Genomic DNA, 26342 nt, shown 5'->3' with positions numbered 1-26342 from the left:
AATGAAATCGAAAAGCAAGACGCCGGTGTCTCGCCCCGAACACAAAAAAAAGCCCCGCATCTCTCAATGCGGGGCTTTTTCATTCAACGCCTGATCAGGCCGCCGGTTCCAGCTCGGCGGCGACAGGAGCAGGCACAACCGCTTGCCCGCTCAATGCCAGATCCAGCAGCTCGCGGTTGGCCACCGCGTACATGGCGTAGTCCGTGCCGCTGGCGGCACGGATTTCCACCAGCATGACGCGCCAGCGCTCGATCATGCTGTCGTTCTGCGCCATCCACAGCGCCAGGCGTGTTTCCACGTCCGGAGTACCGTTGCCCTGTTGCAGGACCGAGATGGTGATCGCACGTTGCTGCCAGTCGACGTCATCGCGGAACGCTTCACGGGCCAGGGCCTGCCAGTTGTTTTCAACCGGCAGAGCGCTGATCTGTTGCAGGTACCAGGTGATGTCCAGCGCGCTGCCCACGGCGAAGTAGGCCTTGGCCACGTCCGCAGGGTCCTGGCCGGTCACGTCGGAAGCCTCGATGATCGGCAGCAGGGTGTACAGGTGCGAAGTGCCAGCCACCATGCGCGCGAGCAACTCCGGCACACCGGCTGCGACGTACGCCTGATAGCGAGCCTGCCAGTTCTCGCGAATCTCGCCACTGAGCAGTTCGTCGAGCTTGAGGCCCAACTCCTTCAGATGAGGACCGAAGTGCGCGACGTCACGGGCGGCGTTCTGCTCGTTGCGACGGGCACGCAGGAACCAGCGCGTAGCGCGACGGCCCAGGCGCATCAGCTCGTCCATCAGCTCCAGTTGCACGTCGGCCGAAACCTGGTAATCGAGGTTTTCGATCTGACGGAACCAGTGCGGGAGATGGAAAATGTCACGCACGATCACGTAGGCGCCGGCCACGTTCGCCGGGCTCATGCCGGTCGACTCTTTGAGTCGTTGAACGAAGGTGATACCCATGTGGTTGACCAGATCGTTGGCGATCTGGGTGCTGACGATTTCACGTTTCAGACGGTGACGGCGCATGGCCGCGGAGAACTTGCTCACCAGCGTTGGCGGGAAAGCGGTTTCCATGTCGCGGGTCAGGTAGTCGTCGTCCGGCACCAGGGAGCCCAGCAACTGCTCCTTGAGGTCGATCTTGCTGTAGGAGATCAGCACCGACAGCTCGGCACGGGTCAGGCCATGGCCTGCCGCGATACGCTCGTTGATGGCTTCTTCGGCTGGCAGGAACTCGATGGCGCGATCCAGCTTGCCGCGGCCTTCCAGATCGTTCATCAGGCGCTTGTATTCGGCAATCCGCGGCAAGGCGCGACGGGCTGCCAGGGACAGGGCCTGAGTCTGCTTGTAGTTGTTGCCCAGCACCAGACCACCGACTTCGTCGGTCATGCTCGCCAGCAACTGGTTACGTTGCTTGTCGGTCATGTCGCCGGCCTGAACCACTTCGTTCAGCAGGATCTTGATGTTCACTTCGTGGTCGGAGCAGTCCACGCCACCGGCGTTGTCGATGAAGTCGGTGTTGGAGCCGCCGCCATTGAGGCCGAACTCGACGCGACCCAGTTGGGTCATGCCGAGGTTACCGCCCTCGCCCACCACTTTGCAGCGCAGTTCGTTGCCGTTCACGCGCAGTGCATCGTTGGCCTTGTCGCCGACATCGGCGTGGCTTTCGCTGCTGGCTTTGACGTAGGTGCCGATACCGCCGTTCCACAACAGATCCACCGGCGCCTTGAGCAAGGCATTCAGCAGTTCGGTCGGGGTCAGCTTGTCGGCCTCGATGTCGAAGCGTTCTTGCATCTGCGGGGAAATCGCGATGCTCTTCGCGCTGCGCGAGAAGATACCGCCACCTTCGGACATGATGCTGGTGTCGTAGTCCGACCAGGCCGAACGCGGCAGATCGAACAGGCGCTGACGCTCGGCGAAGCTCGACGCCGGCTCAGGGTTCGGATCGATGAAGATGTGCAGGTGGTTGAAGGCTGCGACCAGTTGCAGCTTGTCAGACATCAACAAGCCGTTACCGAACACGTCACCGGCCATGTCGCCGACGCCCACAACGGTGATGCTGTCTTCCTGGACATTGATGCCGCGCTCGCGGAAGTGGCGTTGTACGCCGACCCACGCGCCCTTGGCGGTGATGCCCATTTTCTTGTGGTCGTAACCGGCCGAACCACCGGACGCAAACGCGTCACCCAGCCAGAAGCCGTAGTCGATGGCGATGCCGTTGGCGATGTCGGAGAAGGTCGCAGTGCCCTTGTCCGCCGCCACGACCAGGTACGGGTCATCGTCGTCATGACGCACGACGTTGGCCGGCGGTACCAGTGCACCGTCTTTCAGGTTGTCGGTGATGTCCAACAGGCCCGAAATGAAGATGCGGTAGCAGGCGATGCCCTCGGCCGCGATCTCGTCACGGCTGCCGCCCAGTGGCAGGCGACGCGGCAGGAAGCCGCCCTTCGCACCCACCGGCACGATCACCGAGTTCTTCACTTGCTGGGCTTTTACCAGGCCCAGGACTTCGGTACGGAAGTCTTCTTCACGGTCGGACCAGCGCAGACCGCCACGAGCAACGTTGCCGAAGCGCAGGTGCACGCCTTCGACGCGCGGCGAGTAAACGAAGATTTCGAACTTCGGTACTGGCTTCGGCAGCTCGGGAATCAAGTGTGGGTTGAACTTGAAGCTGAAGTACGACTTGTTATGGCCGTTGGCATCAGTCTGATAGAAGTTGGTCCGCAAGGTAGCCTTGATCAGGTCCAGGTAGCGACGCAGGATGCGGTCTTCGTTCAGTACCTGGACGTCGTCCAGGGCGCTGAGAATCGCGTGTTCCAGACGTTGCTGCTTGTCACCCAGATCTTCACCGGTCAGCTTGCGCGCCAGGTAGAAACGGGTCTTGAACAACCGGGTCAGCTCGCGAGCGATGTCGGTGTGGTTGTTCAGGGTGCTGGCGATATAGCCCAGGTCGAAGCCCAGACGAATCTGCTTCATGTAACGGGCGTAGGCGCGCAGCAGCGCCACGTCGCGCCATGGCAGGCCAGCGGTCAGTACCAGGCGGTTGAACGCGTCGTTCTCGGCCTCGCCACGCACGATGTGGACGAATGCGTCCTGCAGCGTGTCGTTGAGTTGCTGGATGTCGAGTTCCAGGCCTTCGGCGGCAGTGAACGCGAAATCGTGAATCCAGAACTCACGGCCATTGCTGTGACGCAGGTGATACGGGAACTCGCCCAGCACGCGCAGACCGAGGTTTTCCAGGATCGGCAGGACGTCGGACAGTGCCAGCGGAGTATCGGCGTGGTACAGCTTGCAATGCAGCTGGCGCTGACCGGCAACCTGGCCCAGCGGCTGATAGAAGCTCATCACCAGCGGGTTTTTGTCGCTCAGGCTCAACAGATGCTGCATGTCGACCACAGCGGAATGCGCGGCGAAACGCTCGCGGTAACCGGCCGGGAAGCCTTTCGGGAAATCGGCCAGCACGTTGGTGCCCTGGGCTTCGCCGAAGCTTTCAACGGTCAGGGCGGCGTAGTCGTCCTGCCAGCTGCGGCAGGCCTGCACCACTTCTTTTTCCAGCAGCAGCGGGTCGATGTCGAGGCGGTTTTTCGGGTCGACGCGCAGGATCAACTGCACGCGGGCCAGCACGGACTCGGAGAAGAACGTCCAGAACTCGCAGTCGGTCGCTTTCAGGCGATCCATCAGCACTTGCTGGATCTTCTGGCGCACTTCGGTGGAGTAGATGTCACGCGGCACGTAGGCCAGGCAGTAGCAGAAACGGCCGTACGGGTCCTTGCGCAGGAACACGCGAATCTTGTTGCGTTCCTGGATCTGCACGATCGACATCACGGTGCTGAACAGCTCGTCCACTGGCGTCTGGAACAGATCGTCGCGTGGCAGCACTTCGAGCACTTGCGCCAGTTCCTTGCCCAGGTGAGCCTTGGCCTGGAAGCCGGAACGGCGTTCGATTTCCTCGACCTTGCGGCGGATGTACGGGATCACCCGCACGCTCTCGCCATACACCGACGAGGTGTACAGGCCCATGAAACGGCATTCCTTGATCACCTTGCCATTGGCGTCGATTTCGCGGATCGACACGTAGTCCGGGTAAGCCGGACGGTGCACACGGCTTGGGTGCGCAGCCTTGGCGAACGACAGCAGGGTCGGTTCGCGCAGGTAGTTCACCGCGTAGTCTTCGATGCGCAGGTCATCGAAGGTCAGGCCGGCACGCAGCAGCTTGGTCAGGCCGAGGAAGGAGTCCTTGTCGTAGACGATATGGCCGCCATCGGCCTCGTCGCTGACCACGAACTCTTCGTAGCCGAGGAAGGTGAAGTGGTTGCCCACCAGCCATTCCAGGAAACTCTTGATTTCGTTCTTCTCGTCGGCGTCGACGGCGAACTGGCTGTTGTCCAGCTTGGTCAGGATGTCCTGGACCTTGGCCTTCATCGGTTCGAAATCGCCGACGGCAACGCGAACTTCACCGAGCACCTGCTCCAGCTCTTTGCTCAGGACATTGAGCTCGGCAGTGTTGGCGCAGCGGTCGATTTCCAGGTACATCAGCGACTCTTGCTGAATGTCGTCGCCCTGGGTGCCTTTCGGCAGGATTTCCAACAGCTCGCCCTTGCCGCCACGACGCACGCTCAGCACGGTGGTTTGCAGGGTATGGATGCTGTAGCCGCGGCGGTTCAGCTCGGTACGCACCGAGTCCACCAGGAATGGCAGGTCGTGGTGCAGCACTTCGACCGCGGTGTGGGTCGACTGCCAGCCGTGGCGTTCGTAATCGGGGTTGAAGACGCGCACTTGCGGTTGCGCGTGATCGAAGCGCTCAAGCAGGCGCCATGCAGAAAGGGTGCAGCCAGCGAGATCGGACAACCGACGCTGGGTCAGCTCGTCAAGGGAAATGATGCCGAAGAATTGTTCAGCGAACAGCGCCACTTGTGGCAGTGCCTGTTCACTGATGTGCTGCGCCAGTGCCGCTTGCAGTTGGTGCTGGAAGTCGGCTTTGCTGGCTGCGGTGAAGAACGCCATCTGTGGTACTCCGCTTGGGCTTGTTATTGATGGAAGCGTCGCGTGCAAAACCCCTTTTCGGGGGCTACCCGTCATCCTGTTCCTGATTCTCGGGCAGAGGAAACAGGGTGACAGGTGGGTGAAGCTGGACGAGACACTCAGGTCACATTCACCTTCCGTGAATGGGCATCTGCAAAAACGACTGGCTGCGTGCAGCGCAATGTCTTTACGGGTGCTCATCCGTTGCGCAGCTTAACGAGAGCGGCAAGGCCCGTGCTTGCGATGCTGCGACATATTCGGTCAACGGTACGCAGCTCAAGGCATACGCATCGAACAACACTAGCATTCGCACAGAAAAATGACGGTTTTCCGTCCGGTTTTACGGGACATGCGTACCAGAAATGACCAGTAACACTCTGCCCGTCCACAACCCGGTCATTGACACTCGGACGAGCAGAAATGTGCGCAGGCTGGCAGAATCGCCCTTTATTGCGTTTACCACGCCCGTCGAGCCAGGAATTTCCCATGAAAATGAAAACCGCCCTCTTGATCGTCAATCCTTGCGACGACGAAGAAGACAACATGGCCATGCTCTGCTGCCACAGCGACCAGGGCGAAATGTTCCTGATGAGCCGCTACCCCGATGAAGACGAGCTGGAAATCACCCTCGACGGCGAGCCTTCGACCCTGGATGGCGTGAAAGTCACCCTCGGCCCTGCCCTGTTGAAGATCGAAATTGCCGCGGCTGATGCTGATGCGCTCAATGGGGATGATGTGCTGGAAATCACCTTTGATGCCGATATGACGGATCTGGCTGAAGTGGAAGAAACCTTGCGGAACATTCTCAAGGGCACCGGGACTTATATCAGCGAGCTCTGAGGATCAGCGCGCCTGCTGACGCCTTCGCGAGCAAGCCCGCTCCCACAGTCGACCGCGTTCTTCCAGTAAGAATGCGATCAAATGTGGGAGCGGGCTTGCTCGCGAAGAGGCCCGAAAGAACACCGCCAGCCTGTAACCTGTAGAAAGTTCCTACAACGATTGCCAACCAATTCCTGCACTTTGCACAAAATGCCGTTAGTCGCCGCCCCCCGCGATGGATTAAAGTAACGCCCCCAGCCCTGGCGCATTTTCGAACGTCCTCGGCCACCCTTTTGCAGGAACAGTCATCGATGGAACATCGTGAAGCGCTGCTCGCGCTGCGAACCTTTCTTTCAACGCAGATTCTCGGCCAGGAAAAACTCATCGAGCGCTTGCTCATCGCCCTGCTCGCCGATGGCCACATGCTGGTCGAGGGCGCCCCTGGCCTGGCCAAGACCAAGGCCATCAAAGAACTTGCCGAAGGCATCGAGGCTCAGTTCCACCGCATCCAGTTCACCCCCGACCTGTTGCCGGCCGACATTACCGGTACGGAAATCTACCGCCCGGAAACCGGCAGCTTCGTGTTCCAGCAAGGCCCGATCTTCCACAACCTGGTGCTGGCGGACGAAATCAACCGCGCCCCGGCCAAGGTTCAGTCGGCCTTGCTCGAAGCCATGGGCGAGCGGCAAGTCAGTGTCGGGCGCAGCACCTATGAGCTGTCGCCGCTGTTCCTGGTGATGGCCACGCAAAACCCCATCGAGCAGGAAGGTACCTATCCACTGCCAGAAGCCCAACTTGACCGGTTCCTGATGCACGTGAAAATCGGCTTTCCCGATGCCGCTGTTGAGCGCCGGATTCTGCAGCAAGCCCGCGGAGAAGCCCTGAACGGCGAAGCGAAGCCCGAGCGGCGGGTTACTCAACAGACGATTTTTGTCGCACGCAAGGAAATCCTCGGTCTGTACATGGCCGACGCCGTGGAGGAATACCTGGTGCAACTGGTCATGGCCACCCGCACCCCGGCCAAGTTCGACCCGGAAATGGCCGAGTGGATCGCCTATGGCGCCAGCCCTCGCGGTTCGATTGCCCTGGACCGCTGCGCCCGAGCCCACGCCTGGCTGGCCGGCCGCGACTTCGTCAGCCCGGAAGATATCCAGGCCGTGCTGTTCGATGTGCTGCGCCATCGCATCATTCTTTCCTTTGAAGCCGAAGCCGCTGGCATCGATCAGGACCGGGTGGTCCAGCGGATTCTCGACGTCGTAGCCGTCGCTTGACCCCGATGAACGCCAGCCTGCCGCCCGAGCCGGGCATTCGTGTCAGCCTCGCCGACCTGATCGAGATGCGCCATCGCGTGCGCGAAGTGCAGCTGTTTTCCACGCCGAGTCAGCGCAGCCCGCTGATCGGCCTGCACCATTCCAAACTGCGCGGACGTGGCGTGGATTTCGATCAGGTGCGGGTCTATCAGGCCGGCGACGATGTGCGCACCATTGACTGGCGCGTGACCGCCCGTACCCAGGAACCCCACACCAAGCTGTTTCACGAAGAACGTGAGCGGCCGATTTTCATCATGGTCGAGCAAAGCCGCCGGCTGTTTTTCGGCTCGGGCCTGATGTTCAAATCGGTGCTCGCCGCCCAGGCCGCGAGCCTGATCGGTTGGGCTGCCCTGGGGCACAACGACCGGGTTGGCGGCCTGGTGTATGGCGATAATGTGCATTACGAAATCAAACCCCGGCGCAGCAAGCAAAGCCTGTTGCAATTGCTCAACCGGCTGGTGCGGGTCAACCAGTCGCTGAGCACCGAAGCCGAGCCGGACCGCGACGCCTTTGGCATTGCCTTGCGCCGCGCGCGGGAGGTGTCACGTCCGGGCAGCCTGGTGATCGTGATCTGCGATGAACGCGCACTATCGGAAAGCGCCGAGCAACAGCTGAGCCTGTTATCGCGTCATTGCGACCTGTTACTGCTGCCGGTGTCCGATCCACTGGATCATGCCCTGCCCGCCGCCGGCCTTTTACGTTTCGCCGAGCGCGGTGCGCAACTGGAGCTCGACACGCTGAATTTCGACCTGCGCCAGGCTTACCGGGCCCAGGCCGAATTGCGCATCGCGCGCTGGGAACTGCTCGCGCAGAAACTGCGGGTGTTGATGATGCCTTTGAGCACTCAGAGCGAGATGGTCGAGCAATTGCGCGAATACCTGAACCCACAGAAACCGGGGAAAGGTCGATGAGCAGCCTTGATCAACTGCAACCACTGATATCCCCACCACCGGTGGAATTCTGGCCTCCGGCACCGGGTTGGTGGTTGCTGATTTTATTGGTGCCACTGATCGGATTGGGCCTGTGGAAACTGCGTCGCTTTTTTCCGAACAAGCGCCCCGTGGTGCGTGCTGAACAGCCACTTGACCCCGTGCGCCTGGCCGCCCTGGCGGAGCTGGCGCTGATGCCCAAACCCTACGACGGTGCGCCAGCCGGTGCCTGGCTCCAGCAACTCAACGGTTTGCTCAAACGCCTGTGCCGCAACCACTATCCCTACAGCCAGAGCCACACCCTCAACGGCCGCAAATGGCTGGCGTTCCTCGACAACCGCTGCCCGGCGGCCGGCCTGACCCGCTGGATGGTGCTGGTCGAAGGCGCGTACAAACCCGAATGCAAACTCGACGACAAGGCCATTGCCGGCCTGACCCAAGCCGTTGATACGTGGATTCGCAAACATGTTTGAGTTCGCCTGGCCGTGGATTTTTGCCCTTCTGCCGCTGCCGTGGCTGATGCGCATCGTATTGCCGGTGGCCGACAGTGGTGAACCGGCACTCAAGGTCAGCTTCCTCAGCGATCTCGAAGGCCTCGCCGGGCGTCGTGCCCGGGCCAACCTGCCGGCATGGCGCCAGCAGGCACCGTTCATGCTGCTATGGCTGTTGCTGCTGATCGCGGCGGCGCGCCCGCAGTGGCTCGGCGAACCTTTGCCGATTGCCGCCAGTGGCCGCGATCTGCTGGTGGCGGTGGACGTTTCCGGCTCCATGGATTTCCCTGACATGCAGTGGCAGGACGAAGATGTGAGCCGACTGTCGTTGGTCCAGCACTTGCTCGGCGATTTCCTCGAACGCCGCGAAGGTGACCGTGTCGGCCTGATCCTGTTTGGCAGCCAGGCCTATCTGCAGGCACCGCTGACATTCGACCGGCACACCGTGCGCGTCTGGCTCGACGAAGCGCGCATCGGCATTGCCGGCAAAAACACCGCCATCGGCGATGCTATCGGTTTGGCCCTCAAACGCCTGCGTTTGCGTCCGGCAACCAGCCGCGTGCTGATACTGGTGACCGACGGCGCCAACAATGCGGGTGAAATCGGCCCACTCACCGCTGCGCGGCTGGCGGCCAAAGAAGGTGTGAAAATCTACCCGATCGGTATCGGTGCCGATCCGGAGCAAAGTGGCACGGTCGGCTTTCTCGGTGTCAATCCGAGCCTGGACCTTGACGAACCTTCCCTCAAGGCAATCGCCGAGGTCACGGGTGGCCAGTACTTCCGTGCTCGCGACGGCAAGGAACTGCAAGCCATCAAGGACACCCTGGACCAACTGGAGCCCGTGGCCCAGCAACCCACCCAGGCCCGCCCGGCTCAAGCGTTGTATCACTGGCCACTGGCCCTGGCGCTGTGGTTGAGCATGCTGCTGGTGGCCCCCGTACTCTGGCCGGACAACCCATTGCAACGCCTGTTTACCAAGGATCTGTTTTTGCAAACCCAACTGCTGCCTGACTGGCGCCAGCGTCTCAAACGCCTGCGCCTGAGGAGGCGTCGATGAGTGTGCTGTGGCCTTACTGGTTCCGCCCCTGGTGGCTACTGTTGCTGCCGGTGCTTGGCTGGTTGCTCTGGCAACTCTGGCATCGCGAGCAACGCGCCGGGCGCTGGCAAATGATTTTGCCTCCGGCCTTTCACGCAGCACTGCTCAGCGGTGGCAGTGGACGTAACAGTAAACTGCCCTGGATCGCCCTCGGTCTCGCGTGGCTGTTGACCGTCTTCGCCCTGCTGGGGCCGAGCTGGCAGCGTGTCGAGCAGACCAGTCAAAAGCCCGCCGACCCGCTGGTGGTGATTCTCGAACTGACCCCGGAAATGCTCGCCACCGACGTCACGCCCAACCGACTCGAACAGGCACGACGCAAGTTGCTTGATCTGCTGCAGATTCGCAGCGACGCGCAAACCGCCATCGTTGTCTACGCCGGCAGTGCCCACACGCTGGTACCGCTGTCGGATGATCTTTCCACCAGCCGCAATCTGTTGGATGCTCTAAAACCGTCGTTGATGCCAGAGGCCGGCCATCGCGCCGATCTGGCGGTGCTCAAGGCCCTGGCGCTGCTCGAACAGGCGGCTCTGGGCGACGGCCGGATTCTGCTGATTGGTTCGTCCCTGTCCGAACAAGAGCGGCTGGGCATTCGTCGCGCGCTGAACGGCAATTCGACCCGCTTCCTGATGCTCGGCATCGGCACCGCCGAAGGCTCGCCCATCACCCAGGAGGACGGCAGTTTCCTCAAGGATGAACAAGGCGCCATTCTCGTGCCGCGCCTCGACGAGCCTGGTTTGAAAAATTTTACCAACGACCTGGATGGACGCTATCGCCAGGCGCGTCTGGACGATAGCGACCTGCACGCCCTTGGCCTGCTCGACGGTCCACGCAACTTGCGTAACGACGGTCAGACCTTGCGCCTGGACGCCTGGGCCGATCAAGGCTACTGGCTGTTGCTACCGCTGTTGTTGCTCGCGGCCTGCGCGGGACGTCGCGGTTGGCTGCTCTGTCTGCCGCTGTTATTCGCACTGCCTCAACCGAGTTACGCCTTCGACCTCGCAGACGTGTGGCTGCGGCCTGATCAACAAGGCGCGCATTTACTCAAACAGAAGCGCCCGACCGAAGCCGCCCGGCGTTTCGACGACCATCAGTGGCAAGGCGTGGCGCTTTATGAGGCCGGTGACTACGCGGGCGCCGCCGAGCGGTTCGCTGAAGGCAACGATGCCCACGCCCACTACAATCGAGGCAATGCCCTGGCCAAAGGTGGTGAGCTGGAGGCCGCCCTGGACGCTTACGAACAGGCACTGGAACGTCAACCGGATTTGCGTCCGGCGCTGACCAACAAGGCGCTGGTGGAAGAGCTGCTCAAGCAGAAAAACAACCCGCCCGCAGCGCAACCGGACAAATCCGCGAGCGACGAACCCCAGCCCAATGAACAACAGACGCCACCCGGTGCCACGTCGCAACCTTCGGACAGCGGCCAGCCGCAAATGCAAGAACCGCAGTCCAGCGTCGACACCGAGCAATCGCCAAAGTCGCCGCCCAGACCCGGAACCAACGAAGTGCCGGGCAGCGAGTTGGGTGACGAACAACACACCACGCCGCCCTTGCGCCCGGCCACCGACAGCATCGAAGGTGAACAGCGCCAGGCGCTGGAACAGTGGCTGCGGCAGATCCCGGATGACCCCGGTGAACTGCTCAGGCGCAAATTCTGGTACGAACAGCAACAACATCAGGATCAGGAAGAAACTCGATGACCCGCTTCACCGTTTTATTGCTCGCGCTGCTGCATGGCCTGTTGTTCTGCACTTTTCAGGCACAGGCTGCGGAGCTGGTCGCCAGTGTTGATCGCAGTCGCCTGAGCTCAGGCGAGACGGTCGAGCTGACCCTGGAATCCACCGATGTAACGCAGTTCGGCAAACCCGACCTGGCGCCGCTGGAGCCGCTGTTCGACGTGCGCGGCACACGCCAGGTCAACCAGTTGAACACCCTCAGCGGTGAAAACCGCGCCACCACCCGCTGGATCGTCACCCTCCTGCCCCGGCAAAACGGCAGCGTGGTGATTCCGCCACTGCAACTGGGTGAACTACAGAGCCAGCCGATCACCCTGCAAGTGGTCGAAAGCGACACGCCGGACAACCCGAACAAACGGGCCCCGGTGTTCATCGATGCCAGCCTCGATCAAACCAGCGTGTACGTCCAGGCCCAGGCGATCCTGACCCTGCGCATCTACCATTCAGTGTCGCTATACGACGACAGCAGCCTGCCGCCCTTGCAGATACCCGATACACGCATCGAACAATTGGGCGACTCACGCACCTACGAAAAAGACATCGATGGCCAGCGCCATGGCGTGATCGAAATGCGCTATGCGATCTACCCTCAGCACAGCGGCGAACTGATTATTCCGGCGCAGATCTTCAACGCCGCGCTGGTCGATGCGCAACCGACACAGGACACAGCCCAGGGGCCGAAAACCGGCAAGCAGATGCGCGTCACCTCGACCGAACTGCTGTTGACGGTCAAGGCCAAACCCATCACCTATCCGGCCGACGCGCCCTGGTTGCCTGCCCGCAGCCTGAGCCTGAGCGAAAGCTGGAGCCCGGAGCCGGATCACACACAGGTCGGCGATTCGCTGACCCGCAGCCTGACAGTGACGGCCGAAGGCCTGTCCAGCACCCAACTGCCGCCACTGCCCGGCACCGATGTCGGCGGCCTGCGCCGCTACCCGGATCAACCGGTGCTCGGCAACCAGAACAGCGAACGCGGCCTGGTCGGCAGTCGTGAAGACCGGGAAGCATTGGTGCCGACACGGACCGGCGCCATCGAATTGCCCACCGTCGACGTGGTCTGGTGGAACACCTTCGAAGACCATCTGGAACACAGCAGCCTGCCGGCGCGCACACTGCATGTGGCGGCCAACCCGAGCCTGGTGATCGACACCCAGGCTGGCATCTCAGCGGTCGATGCCGGTGCCGACAGCGAAGCGCTCTGGCGCTGGAAGCTCAGCACCTTGATTCTGGCCTGCACCACCCTGCTCGGCTTCGGCCTCTGGTGGCGTGGCCGCTGGCAACCGGCGGTGGCGCGTGTCGCTCAAACCGGCCCGAGCCCGCGCACCGTGCTTGATGACCTCAAGCGCGCCTGCCAGGCCAACGATTCCCACGCCACCCGCCAGGCCCTCGACGCCTGGGCCCGGCAACAACCGGAAACCCTGGCCGACATGGCCGCCCGCTTCGTGCCACTGTCCAACGCCCTAGACGGCTTGAATGGCGCGCTGTACAGCGAAACCGGCCAATACTGGCAAGGTGACGAGCTGTGGCGGGCGATCAAGGCGATTCCGATGGCCGAACGGGTCCAGGACCCGGTCGGTGACAGTGGATTGCCGCCGCTTTATCCCAAATAAACTCCGATCCTAGTGGCGAGGGAGCTTGCTCCCGCTCGGTCGCGAAGCGGCCGTAAATCCCGGCAACCCGGTGTGCCAGAAAAAACCTGGGTCCGCTTCGCGGCCCAACGGGAGCAAGCTCCCTCGCCACAAAACACTCCATCGCGCGACCGGGCGTTTTTACCAGTAAACTCTCTCCCCTTTCGCCGCCTTCATTTTTCACGCGGCCATTACCTATTTTGTAGCGGAGTTCGCCTTGCGCTTGTTTCACACCTCCGACTGGCACCTGGGGCAAAACCTGCACGGCCAGGATCGCGATTTCGAACATGGCTGCTTTCTTGACTGGCTGTTACGCCAGCTGAAGCTGGATCAACCGGATGTGCTGTTGATCGCCGGCGATATCTTCGACACGGTCAACCCGCCGGTCAAAGCTCAGGAGCGTCTCTACGACTTCATCGTCAGCGCCCATGAACAGCAGCCGTCGCTGACCATCGTGATGATTGCCGGCAACCACGATTCCGGCTCACGGATCGAACTGCCCGCGCCCTTGATGCGGCGCTTGCGCACCCACGCGCTCGGCCGCGTGCTGTGGCTCGACGACGGTCAACTGGACGCCGAACGCCTGTTGCTGCCCTTGCCGGATGCCAGTGGTGAAGTCACCGCCTGGTGCCTGGCACTGCCATTCCTGCGCCCGGCGGAAGTCACTGGCGCACACTTGGGCGACAACTATTTGCGCGGGATCGGTCAGGTGCACGAGTGGCTGATCGAAGCGGCCAACGCCAAACGTCAGCCGGGGCAGGCACTGATCGCCATCAGCCACGCGCACATGGCCGGCGGCTCGGTGTCGGAAGACTCCGAGCGCAGCCTGATCATCGGCAACGCCGAAGCCCTGCCCGCCAGCCTGTTCGGGCCGAGCATCAGCTACGTTGCCCTCGGTCATTTGCACAAGCCGCAGAAGGTCAACGGCGAGGAGCGCATTCGCTACAGCGGCTCGCCAATTCCACTGTCGTTCTCCGAGATCAGCTATCAGCACCAGATTCTCGACATCAAGCTCGACGGCGAAACCCTGGTCAGCGTCGAGCCGAAACTGATCCCCCGTGCGGTCAACCTGCAACGCATCGGCCCGGCGCCATTGAGCGAGATCCTGCTGCAACTGAAGGATCTGCCAAACATCGACCTGTTGGCCGACATCCAGCGCCAACCGTGGCTGGAGGTGCGGGTGCGCCTCGATGAACCGCAGCCCGACCTGCGCAATCAAGTGGAAAGCGCCCTGCAAGGCAAGGCCGTGCGCCTGGTGCGTATTGCCGCTGAGTACGCCGGGAACGGCGGCCGTGATGGCATCGAGGATGGCAACGCGCTGATCGAACTGGATCAGCTCACGCCCCAGGAACTGTTCAGCCGCGCCTGGCAGGACAACTACGGCAGCGAGGTCGACGAGCAGACCCTCAAGGACTTTGCCGAGCTGTTGCAAGACGTGCAGTTGGAGAGCGAACAACCATGAAGATTCTCGCGATCCGCCTGAAAAACCTCGCCTCCCTGGCCGGGCCTTTTGAAATCGACTTCACCGCCGAACCCCTGGCCAGCGCCGGGCTGTTCGCCATCACCGGCCCCACTGGCGCCGGTAAAAGTACCCTGCTCGACGCTTTGTGCCTCGCGCTGTTTGGCGCCGTACCACGCCTGAACAACACCGGCCGCGACGCGAAAGTGCCGGACGCCGACGGCGAAATCGCTACCGGCGACCCACGGACGTTGCTGCGCCGCGGCACCGGCGAAGGCTATGCCGAGGTGGATTTCGTCGGCGTCGATGGCCGCCGCTATCGCGCCCGCTGGGAAGCCAATCGCGCCCGGGAAAAGGCCGGCGGCAAACTGCAAGCCAGTCGCCAGAGCCTGCGCGACATCGATCAGGATCAATTGCTGGCCAGCCAGAAAGGCGAATACAAAACTCAACTCGAAGCCGCGCTGGGCCTGAATTTCGAACAATTCACCCGCGCCGTGCTGTTGGCGCAAAGCGAGTTCAGTGCCTTCCTCAAGGCCGATGACAACGACCGCAGCGAACTGCTGGAAAAACTCACCGACACGGCACTCTACACCCGCCTCGGTCGTCGGGCCTTCGACAAGACCAAAGAGGCTCGCGAGGCTCACAAAGGGCTGCAGGATCAGGCCAGCGGAGTGACGCCGCTGTCGCCCGAAGCCCGTGTGGCACTGGATGAGCGCTTCAATGCCGCGCAGCAACAGCTGAAGTTGCAGCAGGCGCAACTCAAACAGCTTGAGCAGCAGCACACCTGGCTCAAGGATTTGCGTCAGTTGCAGGACGCTCAACACGCCGCGACCGAGCAACTTCACAGTGCCCAACAGCAGTGGGAAGGTTTGGCCGGCGAACGCTTGAAGCTGACACGGCTGGAACAACTCGGCCCGCAACGGCACCAGTTCGCCCGCAAATCCGAACTCGATGCACTGCTGACGCCCCTGGCCGCGCAGATGGCTGACCATACCCGACAACAGCACGAGCTGACTGAACGCCAGACATTGCTGGAGCAAAACCTCGCTGCAACTCAAATCGCCCTCAGCGAAGCACAACAACGACAAACCGAATGTACTCCGCTACTGCGTCAGGCCTTCGAGGAGCAAAGCACCCTCGCCCGCCTGGCCAGGGACGCCGCCCTCAGCGCCGACGCGAAGCGCAACGCAGAACAAGCCTGCATCCAGGGCCAAAGCGCCATTCAAGCCTTGCTGGAAAAGCAGAATCAGGTTGCCGAACGTTTGCAGCGTATCGCCACCGAGCTTGAGCAAAGCGGCCATCTGGCGCCGCTCAGCGACGCGTGGAATGCCTATCGGGATCGCCTGCAACAGTTGATGTTGATCGGCAACCGCTTGAACAAAGGCCAGGCCGAGCTGGCGACCCTCGAACAAAACGCCACCCGCTACGGCGAAGAACTCGCCTTGCAAAAGCAGCAACTTGAAGTGCTGTTCAAAGAGGCCGGCGCGGAGCCGGACGCCGTGGCCGAGCAGATCGGCATCCTCGGCAACCTGTTGCAGGACAACCGTAAACAGTTGCGCGCCATCGAAGACCTGACGCGGCTGTGGGCCAGCCAGCAGGAACTGGACAAGCGCGGCGCCGAACTGCAACAACGTCAGCTCGCCGCGCAACGGGAACGTGAGCGCCTGACTCAGGACGGGGTGAAAACCAAAGCCGAACTGACGGTCGCCGAACAAACCTTCAACGTCACCCGGGAACTGCTGGAACGCCAACGTCTGGCCCGCAGCGCCAGTGTCGAAGAGTTGCGCACGCAGTTGCAGGACGACCAGCCGTGCCCGGTCTGCGGCAGTCACGAGCATCCTTACCATCAGCCCGAAGCGCTGCTGCAAAGCCTCGGTCGCCACGACGAAAACGAGCAGGCCCGTGCGCAGCAAGCGGTCGACCAGCTCAAGGAAAAGGTCACCGAATTGCGCGCCGAGGTGATGGGCGTCATCGCTCAGCAAAAGGAGCTGCTGCAACAACAGGAGCAACTGGACGCCCAACAACAAGCCTTGGCACCGAGCCTCGACGCTCACCCACTGGCCGCACAACTTCTGGATCAGGACACCGAAAAGCGCGACGCCTGGCTGACCCGGCAGAACGATCAGTTGAACCAGAGCATCGCTCAGGACGAACAACGTCAGCGCGCCCTGCTCACCCTGCAGCAGGACGCCGCACGCTTGACCCAGCAATTGCGCCACGCCGAAACCGCGCATCAGCAAGCGGCCCAGCACCTGAGCAACCAGCAGCGCGAACTGGGCAGCGACCGTCAACGGCTCGACGAGGAACTCGCCGCATTCGGCAGTCTTCTGCCGGCCGAAACCCTCGAAGCGCTACGGATGGAGCCTGCTGCGACGTTCATGCAGCTGGATCGACAGATCGCCGAACGCCTCACACAGCTCGATCAGCAGAAGGAAGAACTTGCCGAGCAGCAACAGCGTCAACAGACCCTTGAGAAAGAACAGGATCGCCAGCAAACCCGCGTGCAACAACTGCAAATCGCCGAGCAGCAATTCAGTGCATTGGCCGAACAGCAACGGGCTTGCCAGCACCAACTTGCACAACTGCTGGGCGAGCACAGCAGCGCCGAGCAGTGGCAGCAAGGGCTGGAAAACGCCGTAGAGCAAGCACGCAGTGCCCAGGCAACAACGGCGCAGGAGCTGCAGCACGTACGTACGCAACTCGTGCAGATCGCCGCCGAACTCAAGGCGCAGCAGGAGCGTTTGCTAGCGCTGGAAAACGAAGATCGCGATCTCACCGACAAAATCGCCGACTGGCGCGGCCGACATCCTGAGCTGGATGACGGTGGCCTCGAAGATCTGCTGCGGGTCGACGACACGCAAGTCAGCGAACTGCGCCAACGCTTGCAACACAACGAAAAAGCCATCGAACAGGCCAAGGTGCTGCTGCAAGAGCGTGATCAGCGCTTGCTCGACCATCAAGCCCAGCACAACGGCTATCTCGATGCCGAGCAACTCGCCACTGCCCTCACCGACCTGCAACATCAGTTCGCCGTCAGCGAGCAGCACTGCGCCGAACTGCGTGCCGAGCAAGTCGAGGACCAGCGCCGGCAGAACGCCAATCAGGCCCTGGCCCGGCAGATTGCCGACGCCTACAACGAGTATCAACGCTGGGCACGCCTGAATGCGCTGATTGGCTCGGCCACCGGCGACACCTTCCGCAAGATCGCCCAGGCCTACAACCTCGACCTGCTGGTGCACCACGCCAACGTCCAGTTGCGCCAACTGGTGCGCCGCTATCGCCTCAAGCGTGGCGGCAGCATGCTCGGGTTGCTGGTGATGGACACCGAGATGGGCGACGAACTGCGCTCGGTGCATTCGCTGTCCGGTGGTGAGACATTCCTCGTGTCGCTCGCGCTGGCCCTCGGTTTGGCGTCGATGGCGTCGAGCACGTTGAAAATCGAATCGCTGTTCATCGACGAAGGTTTCGGCAGCCTCGATCCGGAATCCCTGCAACTGGCCATGGACGCCCTCGACGGCTTGCAAGCCCAGGGCCGCAAGGTCGCGGTGATTTCCCACGTACAGGAAATGCATGAACGGATTCCGGTACAGATTCAGGTCCGCCGCCAGGGCAACGGCCTGAGCACCCTGGAGGTGAAATGAATACGCTGTATTCCTTCCGCCGCTGCCCGTATGCCATGCGCGCGCGTATGGCCCTGCGTTATTCGGCAGTGGCGGTGGACATCGTCGAAGTCAGCCTGAAGGCCAAGCCCGCCGAAATGCTCGCGCTGTCGGGCAAAGGCACGGTGCCGGTACTGAACGCCGATGGTCGGGTGATCGACGAAAGCCTCGACATCATGCGCTGGGCCCTGGCGCAGAACGATCCGCAAGACTGGTTGCTCAAGAACGATCCTGCCGCAGCGACGCAAATCGCCAGCCTGATCGAACAGAACGATCAGGTGTTCAAGGTGCACTTGAATCGCTACAAATACGCCGAGCGTTATCCGGAGCAGCCGATGGAGGTTTATCGCGCCGAAGGCGAGGTGTTTTTGCAAAGGCTGGATGAGTTGCTGGAGGGACACGACTACTTGCTGGCCGACCATCCAAGCCTGGCCGATGTGGCGCTGATGCCATTCGTACGGCAGTTCGCCCACGTCGACCGCGAATGGTTTGCGCAGACGCCGTATCGGCGTTTGCAGGATTGGTTGCAGCGGTTTCTGGAGTCGGAATTGTTTACCGGTGTGATGCGAAAATAAGAACACCGACACTATGGCTCTGTAGCTCTGTAGCTCTGTAGCTCTGTGGCTCTGTAGCTCTGTAGCTCTGTGGCTCTGTGGCTCTGTATTTCTGTGGCGAGGGAGCTTGCTCCCGCTCGGCTGCGCAGCAGTCGTCAACCGGTTGATGCGGTTTACCTGAAGAAATGAGTGCACAGGATTTGGGGCCGCTTCGCAGCCCAGCGGGAGCAAGCTCCCTCGCCACAAAAGATTCAGTTGCCAGCTGGGATCACGCGAACACCTCACACATCCCGATCACCGAGCAATCAACCTGGAACGGCCCGAAAACCACCCGTTCTGTCCTGATCGGTGGATTGCCGGCCAGCATCCCCTGGGCCTTGGCATTTTCAATGTTGCGGGCGATGTTGTGATTGGCTTCGATAGCCCGTGCCACCGAGCCCGCCGAGCCCTGCCCGATCCCCAACAAGGAGGATCCGTTGGTCATCAACGCGAGGAAGGCGATGACCCAAAGTCTGTGCCCTTTCATGCGCCGACGACTCCTGCGAGTTCAGCCTGATCAACGCTCGCGTTTTGCGCACGGTGTTCAAACTGGATGCCGGGATGAGCGACCTGGATCGGTGCTTCGAAGGTAGATTGCGACTGGGCGCAAAGGCTGACCATCAACACCATGGCAAGGTAAAGACCGATCGCCACATAGGCGCCGTGTTTGGCAGAAGTGAGAATTGCGCTGGCCATGATGTTCTCCGCAGGCATGTTTCAATGCCCACAGAATCGATCAAAAAAGCCTGGGTAACCACTCAGGGTTATCCATAGTGACCATCAACTTCATTGATCATTAAGCCAGACTATTTCAGTCTTCAATAAAACTAATCAAGCGTTCGCGGGCAGCATCCGGCTCACCCGGAACAGCCTCGGCTGCCGACAAAATGGGGGTTGAATAGAGAAATAGAAGAACCAATGCCAGACGCGTCACCATGCTGCCGATCCTTGCCGTGAGGAGGAGTCAAAAAATCAGCGTCAATTTAAACGTATGGCCATGTGATATCAAGCGCGGCATTGATATCAAAGTGATACTGTCGCAAATGCGTTATGCAGGAGCGACATCACTCTGATCGTTTTCGACACTTGGCTTTCAACACCACGGTCTTCGATCATCAGTGACTTCGCTCCTGCATAAAGGCAGGGATGAACTTTCAGGCTTGGGTTTTGTGATCCAGCGCGGCGTAGAAGTTGGCGCTCTGTTGCAGGTATTTCTGGGTGTAGCTCTGGGTGTGGGTTTTTTTGTCGCTGATTTCAATGTTGGCACTGGCTGGCAGCGCAACGGTGGCAGAAATGGCGGAGGCGGCGATGACAGAGAAGATGTTGAAGTTCATGGCGGTATTCCTCGGATTCAGTTGGCTTGCTTGCCCGGTAGGGCCGTGAAGCAAACTTAACCCTCGAGGGTTCATGCCTTGAAATGCTTTGTAGCAGTACCAGATATCAGCGTCATTAATAAAAGCAGGCAGGCCCCATCAACCGGGGCCTGCGGCTTATTGACGCAGCAGAAACCTGAGGTCGCTCGGGGCGTCCATCGGCAGTTTTTGCACGGTTTTACCCAACAGACCGCTCTTGGCATCGCGTTCGACGACGACAATCTGGTTGCTCTTCTGGTTGGCAATCAACAGGAATTTGCCACTCGGGTCGAGGCTGAACTCCCGTGGATGATCGCCCTCCACCGCCCGACGCTGCTGCTCACTGAGGTGGCCGGTCGCCGGATCGATGGCAAACACCAGCAGTTGATTGGCCGTGCCACGGTTGCTGACGTAGAGGAACTTGCCGTCGGCAGAGGCATGCAACGCCGCGGCAGCCTTGTCTGAAACCGGTTGCCCGGCAGCCAGATCGACCATCTGCGTCTGCTCAAGCGTGCCATCGTGGTAATCGAACACCGCCACCTGAGCGCTCATCTCCATGGTCAGCCAGGCGTGTTTGCCATCAGCGCTGAACAGCAAGTGGCGCGGCCCGCTGCCGGGCGGCAGCTGCACGAATGCCGGGGTGGCCGGGGTCAACGGCAGATCCGGGTTTGCCTTGGGGTCGAAACGGTAGGCAAACACCTTGTCCGCCCCCAGGTCGTTGGCGAACACGTACTTGCCATCTGGAGACGGGATCGTCGAATGCACGTGGGCCGAGGCCTGGCGCTCGGGATTGACCCGGCTCGCCGGGTGGCTGCTCAGCTGCACCACCGGTTTGAGCTTGCCATCGGCCGCCACCGGCACCACCGCGAGGGTGCCGCCCGGGTCTTCGGCCACCGAGTAATTGCTGACAAACAAATGGCTGCCATCGGCACTGAGGCTGGAATGGGTCGGCTCGTTGCCCAGGCTTTGTACCTGATTGATCAGGCTCAGCGCATGGGTCTTGGGATCGATCGCGTAACTGCTGACGCGCCCGACCGGATCGGTCTGACCGGGGCCGTTTTCGTTGACCACAAACAGGTGTCGCCGGTCTTTCGACAGGGTCAGCCACGACGGGTTTTCGCTTTTGATCACTTGCAGGGGCTTGGCATCAATCTGCCCGGTGGCGCTGTCGAAAGCCAGGCGATAAATGCCCTGGCTTTGACCGGCGGTGTAGGAGCCCACCAGCAATTCGACACTCTCGGCCATCGCCGTTTGTACGCCCATCGCGCCAATGCTGCCGGCCATCAACAGTGGCCAGAGGTTACGCATCGTCTTGGTCGTCATCTTCGTTGTCACCGCTGACGACATCGCCCAGGCACACCAAACGGTGTTCACCCGAGTCACCGGTGATCAACCAGCTTTGCAGCGTGGTGTCGAAGGTCGCGGCCTGGATCTGTGCCGGGGTGAACTCCCAGTGTTTGGCCGCACGGCCATCCATGCATTCAATGTGCAGGTTATCAAACTCGTCGAGGGCGAATTCGAAGGCATGCAGCCCGTCGATTTCGACCATTCCGCAGTGTTCGAGGGCATTGAGCAAGGTGTCGGTTGGGGCAGTCATGGCAATCAGTCTTTGAATGAGAAAGACCCAATGATAGCTCATAGCACCCCATTTCCCTCGGTTGGAATGACCAACCTGTGGGAGCGGGCTTGCTCGCGAATGCCGTTTATCATTCAACATCTCTGTTGGCTGACACTCCGCTTTCGCGAGCAAGCCCGCTCCCACATTTGATCTACGCCCGCCTCAAGTTCGCGCCGTGCCTGCTATCATGCGCGACACCTCAAAGCACAGGATCGCGTGGTTCCCCATGGATTACCGCAAACCCTCCGAGCGCAAAAGCATGCACTCGCGCATCGTCCAGGAACTGGGCACGCAGATCGTCTCGGGACGTTTCCTGCCGGACGACAAACTGCCCGCCGAAGCGCTGTTGTGCGAAGAATATGCGGTCAGTCGCCCGGTTTTGCGCGAAGCCACCCGGGTGCTGGTCGCCAAGGGATTGGTGTACTCCCGTCCACGGGTCGGCACCGTGGTCAAGCCGCGCAAGGACTGGCACATGCTCGATCCGGACGTGCTGCACTGGTTGATGCAAAGCAGTCCGCAGAATCAGTTTTTTGACCTGCTGACCAGTGTGCGCAGCATCATCGAACCGGCCGCTGCCGCCCTCGCCGCGCAGTTCGCGACCGATGCCGAAATCGCGTCCATCGGTGAGGCTTACCAACGCATGGAGGCCGCACCGACACCGCAGGCTCTGTTGCAGCCGGACCTGGATTTCCACAGTCGCATCGCCGACGCCACGCACAACGACTTGCTGGCCAACCTGTGCAACATGCTCTCGGTGGCCATTGCCGAAGCCTTGAAGCATTCGAACCAGCGGCCGAACCCGCATGAACTGGCGCTGCCCCTGCACAAGGCGATTTTGACCGCCATCGAAAACCGCGACGCCCTCGGCGCACGGCATGCGGCCCTGGTGCAACTCGATGATGCGCGCAGTGCGTTGAATCTGGTGCTGGGCAGCGATCCTGCCTGACCACCCTGACGCCCTGTAGGAGCTGGCTTGCCAGTGAAGGCGGACTGTCAGCCACAACATCGCCGACTGTAAAACCGCTATCGCTGGCAAGCCAGCTCCTACAGGGGTTTTGTGGGATTCAGATATAAAAAAGCCGCAACCTGAGGTTGCGGCTTTTTCATTTCAGCATGGATCAGTGGGCGAACAACGAATTGCCCTTCTGTCCCGCCAGTTTCTCAGGCTTGATCAGGAACCGCGCCAGTGCCGGCAACAGCCACAGCGCACCGAACATGTTCCACAGCAGCATGAAGGTCAGCATCAGCCCCATGTCGGCCTGGAACTTGATCGCCGAGAAGATCCAGGTGCACACACCGATGGCCAGGCACAGACCAGTGAACAGCACGGCCTTACCGGTGGACTTCAGCGTCTGGTAGTAGGCTTCTTGCAGCGGCAGACCGGCACGCAGGAAGCTTTCCAGGCGACTGTAGATGTAGATGCCGTAGTCCACGCCAATCCCCACCCCAAGCGCCACGACCGGCAGGGTCGCCACTTTCACACCGATGCCCATGAAGGCCATCAGGGCGTTGCCGAGTACCGAGGTCAGCACCAGCGGCAGCACGATGCACAAGGTCGCTGCCCACGAACGGAAGGTGATCATGCACATGACCGCCACACAGATGTACACCAGGATCAGGATGGTCAGCTCGGACTTCTTGATCACCTCGTTGGTGGCCGCCTCGATCCCGGCGTTACCGGCCGCGAGGATGAACTCCAGGCCTTCCTTGTTGTTTTCCCTGGCGAACTCCTGCACCGCATGCACCGCACGATCCAGGGTCTCGGCCTTGTGATCGTTGAGGAACACCAGCACCGGCGCCAGGGAACAGCTGTTGTTGTACAGGCCGTCAGCGCGAGCGATGGAGTTGTTCAGCACATCAGGGTTACGCGACAGGGTTTCCCATTTCAGGTTGCCTTCGTTCATGCCCTTGATCATTTGCTTGGATACGGTCACCAGGGAAATCGCCGACTGCACGCCCTCGGTGTTCTGCATCTTCCACATCAGCTCGTCGATCGGCGCCATGGCTTCGTAGCGCGAGCAGCCTTCAGACTTGGTCTTGACCATCACCACCAGCACATCGGAACTGGTCGAGTAGTTGTTGATGATGAAGTTGTTGTCCTTGTTGTAGCGCGAGTCCGGACGCAGCTCCGGAGCACCCTGGTCGAGGTCACCGATTTTCAGGTTCTGGCTGTACCAGAGGCCGCCGCCAAAGGCGATCAGCGCCAGCAGGATGGAAACCGGCGCGACTTTCGGGCTGGCGAAATTCGCCAGCAGACGCCAGAACGGATGTTCGCGATGCGCGTCCTTTTTGCTGCGTTCGACGGCGCGCTTGCTGATGCCGACGTAGGAAATCGCCACCGGCAACAGGATCAGGTTGGTGAACACAATCACCGCCACACCAATGGATGCGCCGATGGCCAGTTCGCGGATCACACCGATATCGATGATCAGCAGTGTGATGAAACCCACCGCATCCGCGAGGATCGCGATCATCCCCGGCAGGAACAATTGACGGAATGTGCGGCGCGCCGCCGTCAGGGCGTTGTCCGCTTCACTGGATTGCAGGGCGATCCCGTTGATCTTCTGCACGCCGTGGGAAATACCGATGGCGAAGATCAGGAACGGCACCAGCATCGAATAAGGATCGAGCCCGAAACCGAAGAAATGCATCAACCCCAGTTGCCAGACCACCGCCACCAGCGTCGTGCTCAATACCGCCACGGTGCTGCGCATGCAGTTGGTGAACCAGTACAGCAGGATCAGGGTGATGACGAAGGCGACACCGAAGAACATCACCACCATCACCAGGCCATCGATCAGATCGCCGACTTTCTTGGCGAAACCGACGATGTGGATCTTCACGTTCGGGTTCTGCGCTTCGAACTTGTTGCGGATCTTGTCTTCAAGTTCGTGGGAGAACTGGCGGTAGTCCAGTGCCAGCAGCTTGCCCTGGTCCTGCGGGTCCGGGTAGGACTCCAGCAACGGAATGTCGACGATGCTCGACTTGAAATCGTTGGACACCAGCCGCCCGACCTGGCCGGACTTGAGCACGTTGTTGCGCAGTAAATCGAGGCTGGCCTGGGAGCCGTTGTAGCTTTGCGGGATCACCTCACCACCGGCGAAACCCTCTTCCGTCACTTCGGTCCAGCGTACGCTCGGGCTCCACAGCGACTTGAGGCCGGAACGGTCAACACCGGAGATGTAGAACACTTCGTCGTTGATCTGACGCAGGGTCTCCATGTACTCCTTGGAGAAGATGTCGCCATCGGTGGCTTCCACCGAAATCCGCACCGTGTTGCCCAGGTTCGCCAGATCGTTGCGGTGCTCCATCATCTTCTGGATGAAGGGATGCTCCAGCGGGATCATTTTTTCGAAACTGGTGGATGGACGGATCAGCGTGGCCTGCCAGAACAGGAAAACGCTGACCATCAGGCAGATGAAGATCACTGCCGGACGGTTATTGAAAATCAGGCGCTCAAGAAACGTCGCCTTGTCCTGGTGATGAGTGCTCAAGGAAGTCATAGCTCCGCCTTCTTATTATTAACCCGGCTCATTTGCCCGACTCGGTGCCGTTTGGCGAAGTGACGCGAACGCCACCCTGCCCAGCCAGAACCAGATTGCCATTGCCTGCCGCAGTCACTGCCGAGACGGATATACGGTCCGGACGGTTGACCACCTTGAAGGTTTCGCCATTGTCGCTGCTGCGAATCACCGAACCGCCGTTGCCGACGATCACGATGGAACCATCGTCGAGCAGCGTGCCGCCGGACAGCCCGAACTCCAGAGCACCGCGTTCAGCCTTGAGCTCGACTTGCTCCCAGGTGCTGCCGAAATCCGTGGAGCGGTAGAGGTTGCCGCGCAAGCCGTAAGCCAGCAGCGTATTGGGCTGCGCCGTACCGATCACGCCAAACAGCGAGCCTTCGTACGGACCTTCGAGTTTTTCCCAGGTCTGGCCCCAATCGGCGGAACGGAACATGCTGCCCTGCTCGCCCACGATGAACAGCCCGGCGTCCTTGACTGCGGCGATCGCGTTCAGGTGGTACTGGTCTTCGTTGTCCAGGCGGTCGCTGGCGTCTTCCCAATGCTTGCCACCGTCAGTGGTTTCCATCAGCGAGCCATAAGCGCCCACGGCAAAGCCGCTGTCGACGTCCTTGAACCAGACATCGAGCAGCGGCGATTCGCGTTTCAGATCTTCGAATTGCTTGGTCCAGGTGACGCCACCGTCCTCGCTGGCGAGGATCTGCGCGTCATGGCCGACGGCCCAGCCGTGCTTGTCATCGACAAAGAACACCGACGTCAGCAACGCCCGGGTCGGGACCTTGGCCTGGGTCCAGGTGGCGCCCTGGTCATCGGAATACAGGATGTGCCCACGATCCCCGACCGCCACCAGGCGTTTGCCGGCGTGGGCGATATCGAGCATCAGGCTTTTGGAAGCCTTGGCAGATTCAATGGAATAAACAACGTCGGATGCTGGCGCCGCCGCGGCCAGCACAGGTGCCGACAGCATGGCAGAGCCCAACAGCGAGAGCGCTGTAGCCAGCAACGCGAATTTGCGTAATGCCGGCGGGCGGCAGATACCCACACCCATGACAGGCTCACTCATAGACCTTCCCCCATTATTATTGTTAGGCCGTTCAACCTTTCAGGGCGCCGCAAGGGTGTGTGT

The 26342-nt window shown here is 60.9% G+C and carries 20 protein-coding genes; 11 read left to right on the top strand and 9 right to left on the bottom strand.

From position 1 onward, the window contains the following. Nucleotides 1-94: 94 nt before the first annotated feature. On the bottom strand, nucleotides 95-4990 hold the full coding sequence (locus AC07XF_RS06645) for an NAD-glutamate dehydrogenase (RefSeq protein WP_495025873.1): 4896 nt from the start codon (nucleotides 4988-4990) through the stop codon (nucleotides 95-97). A gap of 504 nt (nucleotides 4991-5494) precedes the next feature. Here AC07XF_RS06645 and AC07XF_RS06640 point away from each other — a divergent pair. The 10 genes from AC07XF_RS06640 (at nucleotide 5495) to AC07XF_RS06595 (ending at nucleotide 18707) form a co-directional block, all read left to right on the top strand. Continuing rightward, a complete protein-coding gene (locus AC07XF_RS06640; protein WP_495025872.1) occupies nucleotides 5495-5848 on the top strand; it encodes a hypothetical protein in 354 nt (117 codons plus the stop codon). A 290-nt stretch (nucleotides 5849-6138) separates the two neighbouring features. Then, complete coding sequence (locus AC07XF_RS06635) at nucleotides 6139-7098, top strand: AAA family ATPase (protein ID WP_007987019.1); 960 nt, start codon at nucleotides 6139-6141, stop codon at nucleotides 7096-7098. Between the two features lie 5 nt (nucleotides 7099-7103). Then, nucleotides 7104-8048 (top strand): DUF58 domain-containing protein, encoded by a 945-nt coding sequence (locus AC07XF_RS06630; RefSeq protein ID WP_495025871.1) that lies wholly within the window; start codon nucleotides 7104-7106, stop codon nucleotides 8046-8048. Further along, nucleotides 8045-8539, top strand: a complete 495-nt coding sequence (locus AC07XF_RS06625) for a DUF4381 domain-containing protein (protein WP_495025870.1) — start codon at nucleotides 8045-8047, stop codon at nucleotides 8537-8539. The genes AC07XF_RS06630 and AC07XF_RS06625 overlap by 4 nt, the downstream gene beginning before the upstream one ends. Beyond that, nucleotides 8532-9614, top strand: coding sequence for a vWA domain-containing protein (locus tag AC07XF_RS06620; protein ID WP_495025869.1), 1083 nt, complete (start codon nucleotides 8532-8534; stop codon nucleotides 9612-9614). The genes AC07XF_RS06625 and AC07XF_RS06620 overlap by 8 nt, the downstream gene beginning before the upstream one ends. Continuing rightward, the gene (locus AC07XF_RS06615) at nucleotides 9611-11350 is read left to right on the top strand and encodes a VWA domain-containing protein (protein WP_495025868.1); all 1740 of its coding nucleotides are present in this window, start codon (nucleotides 9611-9613) and stop codon (nucleotides 11348-11350) included. Before AC07XF_RS06620 ends, AC07XF_RS06615 begins: the two co-directional genes overlap by 4 nt. After that, nucleotides 11347-12996 carry a BatD family protein gene (locus tag AC07XF_RS06610; protein WP_495025867.1) on the top strand — a complete coding sequence of 550 codons (1650 nt, stop codon included), beginning with the start codon at nucleotides 11347-11349 and terminating at the stop codon, nucleotides 12994-12996. Before AC07XF_RS06615 ends, AC07XF_RS06610 begins: the two co-directional genes overlap by 4 nt. Before the next feature lie 235 nt (nucleotides 12997-13231). Next, nucleotides 13232-14476: an exonuclease SbcCD subunit D C-terminal domain-containing protein gene (locus AC07XF_RS06605; protein WP_495025866.1), complete on the top strand. Its 1245-nt coding sequence runs from the start codon at nucleotides 13232-13234 to the stop codon at nucleotides 14474-14476. Beyond that, nucleotides 14473-18114 carry an AAA family ATPase gene (locus AC07XF_RS06600; RefSeq protein ID WP_495025865.1) on the top strand — a complete coding sequence of 1214 codons (3642 nt, stop codon included), beginning with the start codon at nucleotides 14473-14475 and terminating at the stop codon, nucleotides 18112-18114. The genes AC07XF_RS06605 and AC07XF_RS06600 overlap by 4 nt, the downstream gene beginning before the upstream one ends. Continuing rightward, the gene (locus tag AC07XF_RS06595; RefSeq protein WP_495025864.1) at nucleotides 18111-18707 is read left to right on the top strand and encodes a glutathione S-transferase; all 597 of its coding nucleotides are present in this window, start codon (nucleotides 18111-18113) and stop codon (nucleotides 18705-18707) included. The genes AC07XF_RS06600 and AC07XF_RS06595 overlap by 4 nt, the downstream gene beginning before the upstream one ends. A 247-nt stretch (nucleotides 18708-18954) precedes the next feature. On the opposite strand, the gene AC07XF_RS06590 is transcribed toward AC07XF_RS06595, so the two are convergent. From AC07XF_RS06590 to AC07XF_RS06565, 6 genes are all read right to left on the bottom strand, one after another. Then, complete coding sequence (locus AC07XF_RS06590; RefSeq protein WP_495025863.1) at nucleotides 18955-19212, bottom strand: hypothetical protein; 258 nt, start codon at nucleotides 19210-19212, stop codon at nucleotides 18955-18957. Then, a complete protein-coding gene (locus AC07XF_RS06585) occupies nucleotides 19209-19421 on the bottom strand; it encodes a hypothetical protein (RefSeq protein WP_495025862.1) in 213 nt (70 codons plus the stop codon). Before AC07XF_RS06585 ends, AC07XF_RS06590 begins: the two co-directional genes overlap by 4 nt. A gap of 115 nt (nucleotides 19422-19536) precedes the next feature. Next, nucleotides 19537-19662: a hypothetical protein gene (locus tag AC07XF_RS06580; RefSeq protein ID WP_495025861.1), complete on the bottom strand. Its 126-nt coding sequence runs from the start codon at nucleotides 19660-19662 to the stop codon at nucleotides 19537-19539. 217 nt (nucleotides 19663-19879) lie between these two features. Next, complete coding sequence (locus AC07XF_RS06575; protein ID WP_495025860.1) at nucleotides 19880-20059, bottom strand: hypothetical protein; 180 nt, start codon at nucleotides 20057-20059, stop codon at nucleotides 19880-19882. 156 nt (nucleotides 20060-20215) lie between these two features. Beyond that, on the bottom strand, nucleotides 20216-21385 hold the full coding sequence (locus tag AC07XF_RS06570; RefSeq protein ID WP_495025890.1) for a lactonase family protein: 1170 nt from the start codon (nucleotides 21383-21385) through the stop codon (nucleotides 20216-20218). Continuing rightward, complete coding sequence (locus tag AC07XF_RS06565; protein WP_495025859.1) at nucleotides 21378-21716, bottom strand: DUF5629 family protein; 339 nt, start codon at nucleotides 21714-21716, stop codon at nucleotides 21378-21380. Before AC07XF_RS06565 ends, AC07XF_RS06570 begins: the two co-directional genes overlap by 8 nt. Nucleotides 21717-21921: 205 nt before the next feature. Here AC07XF_RS06565 and AC07XF_RS06560 point away from each other — a divergent pair, with 205 nt between their 5' ends. Next, complete coding sequence (locus AC07XF_RS06560; protein WP_495025858.1) at nucleotides 21922-22641, top strand: FadR/GntR family transcriptional regulator; 720 nt, start codon at nucleotides 21922-21924, stop codon at nucleotides 22639-22641. A 172-nt stretch (nucleotides 22642-22813) separates the two neighbouring features. On the opposite strand, the gene AC07XF_RS06555 is transcribed toward AC07XF_RS06560, so the two are convergent. Both AC07XF_RS06555 and AC07XF_RS06550 read right to left on the bottom strand, forming a co-directional pair. Then, the gene (locus tag AC07XF_RS06555; protein ID WP_495025857.1) at nucleotides 22814-25198 is read right to left on the bottom strand and encodes an efflux RND transporter permease subunit; all 2385 of its coding nucleotides are present in this window, start codon (nucleotides 25196-25198) and stop codon (nucleotides 22814-22816) included. 28 nt (nucleotides 25199-25226) lie between these two features. Next, complete coding sequence (locus AC07XF_RS06550; protein WP_495025856.1) at nucleotides 25227-26279, bottom strand: WD40/YVTN/BNR-like repeat-containing protein; 1053 nt, start codon at nucleotides 26277-26279, stop codon at nucleotides 25227-25229. Nucleotides 26280-26342 lie beyond the last annotated feature (63 nt).

This window comes from Pseudomonas sp. GW821-FHT01C01, from assembly GCF_059422645.1.
The sequence above is the reverse complement of the archived record's forward strand: the minus strand, read 5'-3'. Positions and strand labels throughout refer to the sequence as shown.

Excerpts from the sequence above, each read along its gene's own strand:
- AC07XF_RS06575 (WP_495025860.1), bottom strand. The coding sequence starts at position 20,059 with ATGAACTTCAACATCTTCTCTGTCATCGCCGCCTCCGCCATTTCTGCC.
- AC07XF_RS06615 (WP_495025868.1), top strand. The coding sequence starts at position 9,611 with ATGAGTGTGCTGTGGCCTTACTGGTTCCGCCCCTGGTGGCTACTGTTG.
- AC07XF_RS06595 (WP_495025864.1), top strand. The coding sequence starts at position 18,111 with ATGAATACGCTGTATTCCTTCCGCCGCTGCCCGTATGCCATGCGCGCG.
- AC07XF_RS06645 (WP_495025873.1), bottom strand. The coding sequence starts at position 4,990 with ATGGCGTTCTTCACCGCAGCCAGCAAAGCCGACTTCCAGCACCAACTG.
- AC07XF_RS06625 (WP_495025870.1), top strand. The coding sequence starts at position 8,045 with ATGAGCAGCCTTGATCAACTGCAACCACTGATATCCCCACCACCGGTG.
- AC07XF_RS06560 (WP_495025858.1), top strand. The coding sequence starts at position 21,922 with ATGGATTACCGCAAACCCTCCGAGCGCAAAAGCATGCACTCGCGCATC.
- AC07XF_RS06580 (WP_495025861.1), bottom strand. The coding sequence starts at position 19,662 with ATGGTGACGCGTCTGGCATTGGTTCTTCTATTTCTCTATTCAACCCCC.
- AC07XF_RS06640 (WP_495025872.1), top strand. The coding sequence starts at position 5,495 with ATGAAAATGAAAACCGCCCTCTTGATCGTCAATCCTTGCGACGACGAA.
- AC07XF_RS06620 (WP_495025869.1), top strand. The coding sequence starts at position 8,532 with ATGTTTGAGTTCGCCTGGCCGTGGATTTTTGCCCTTCTGCCGCTGCCG.
- AC07XF_RS06585 (WP_495025862.1), bottom strand. The coding sequence starts at position 19,421 with ATGGCCAGCGCAATTCTCACTTCTGCCAAACACGGCGCCTATGTGGCG.
- AC07XF_RS06635 (WP_007987019.1), top strand. The coding sequence starts at position 6,139 with ATGGAACATCGTGAAGCGCTGCTCGCGCTGCGAACCTTTCTTTCAACG.
- AC07XF_RS06555 (WP_495025857.1), bottom strand. The coding sequence starts at position 25,198 with ATGACTTCCTTGAGCACTCATCACCAGGACAAGGCGACGTTTCTTGAG.
- AC07XF_RS06590 (WP_495025863.1), bottom strand. The coding sequence starts at position 19,212 with ATGAAAGGGCACAGACTTTGGGTCATCGCCTTCCTCGCGTTGATGACC.
- AC07XF_RS06600 (WP_495025865.1), top strand. The coding sequence starts at position 14,473 with ATGAAGATTCTCGCGATCCGCCTGAAAAACCTCGCCTCCCTGGCCGGG.
- AC07XF_RS06565 (WP_495025859.1), bottom strand. The coding sequence starts at position 21,716 with ATGAGCTATCATTGGGTCTTTCTCATTCAAAGACTGATTGCCATGACT.
- AC07XF_RS06550 (WP_495025856.1), bottom strand. The coding sequence starts at position 26,279 with ATGAGTGAGCCTGTCATGGGTGTGGGTATCTGCCGCCCGCCGGCATTA.
- AC07XF_RS06610 (WP_495025867.1), top strand. The coding sequence starts at position 11,347 with ATGACCCGCTTCACCGTTTTATTGCTCGCGCTGCTGCATGGCCTGTTG.
- AC07XF_RS06570 (WP_495025890.1), bottom strand. The coding sequence starts at position 21,385 with ATGCGTAACCTCTGGCCACTGTTGATGGCCGGCAGCATTGGCGCGATG.
- AC07XF_RS06630 (WP_495025871.1), top strand. The coding sequence starts at position 7,104 with ATGAACGCCAGCCTGCCGCCCGAGCCGGGCATTCGTGTCAGCCTCGCC.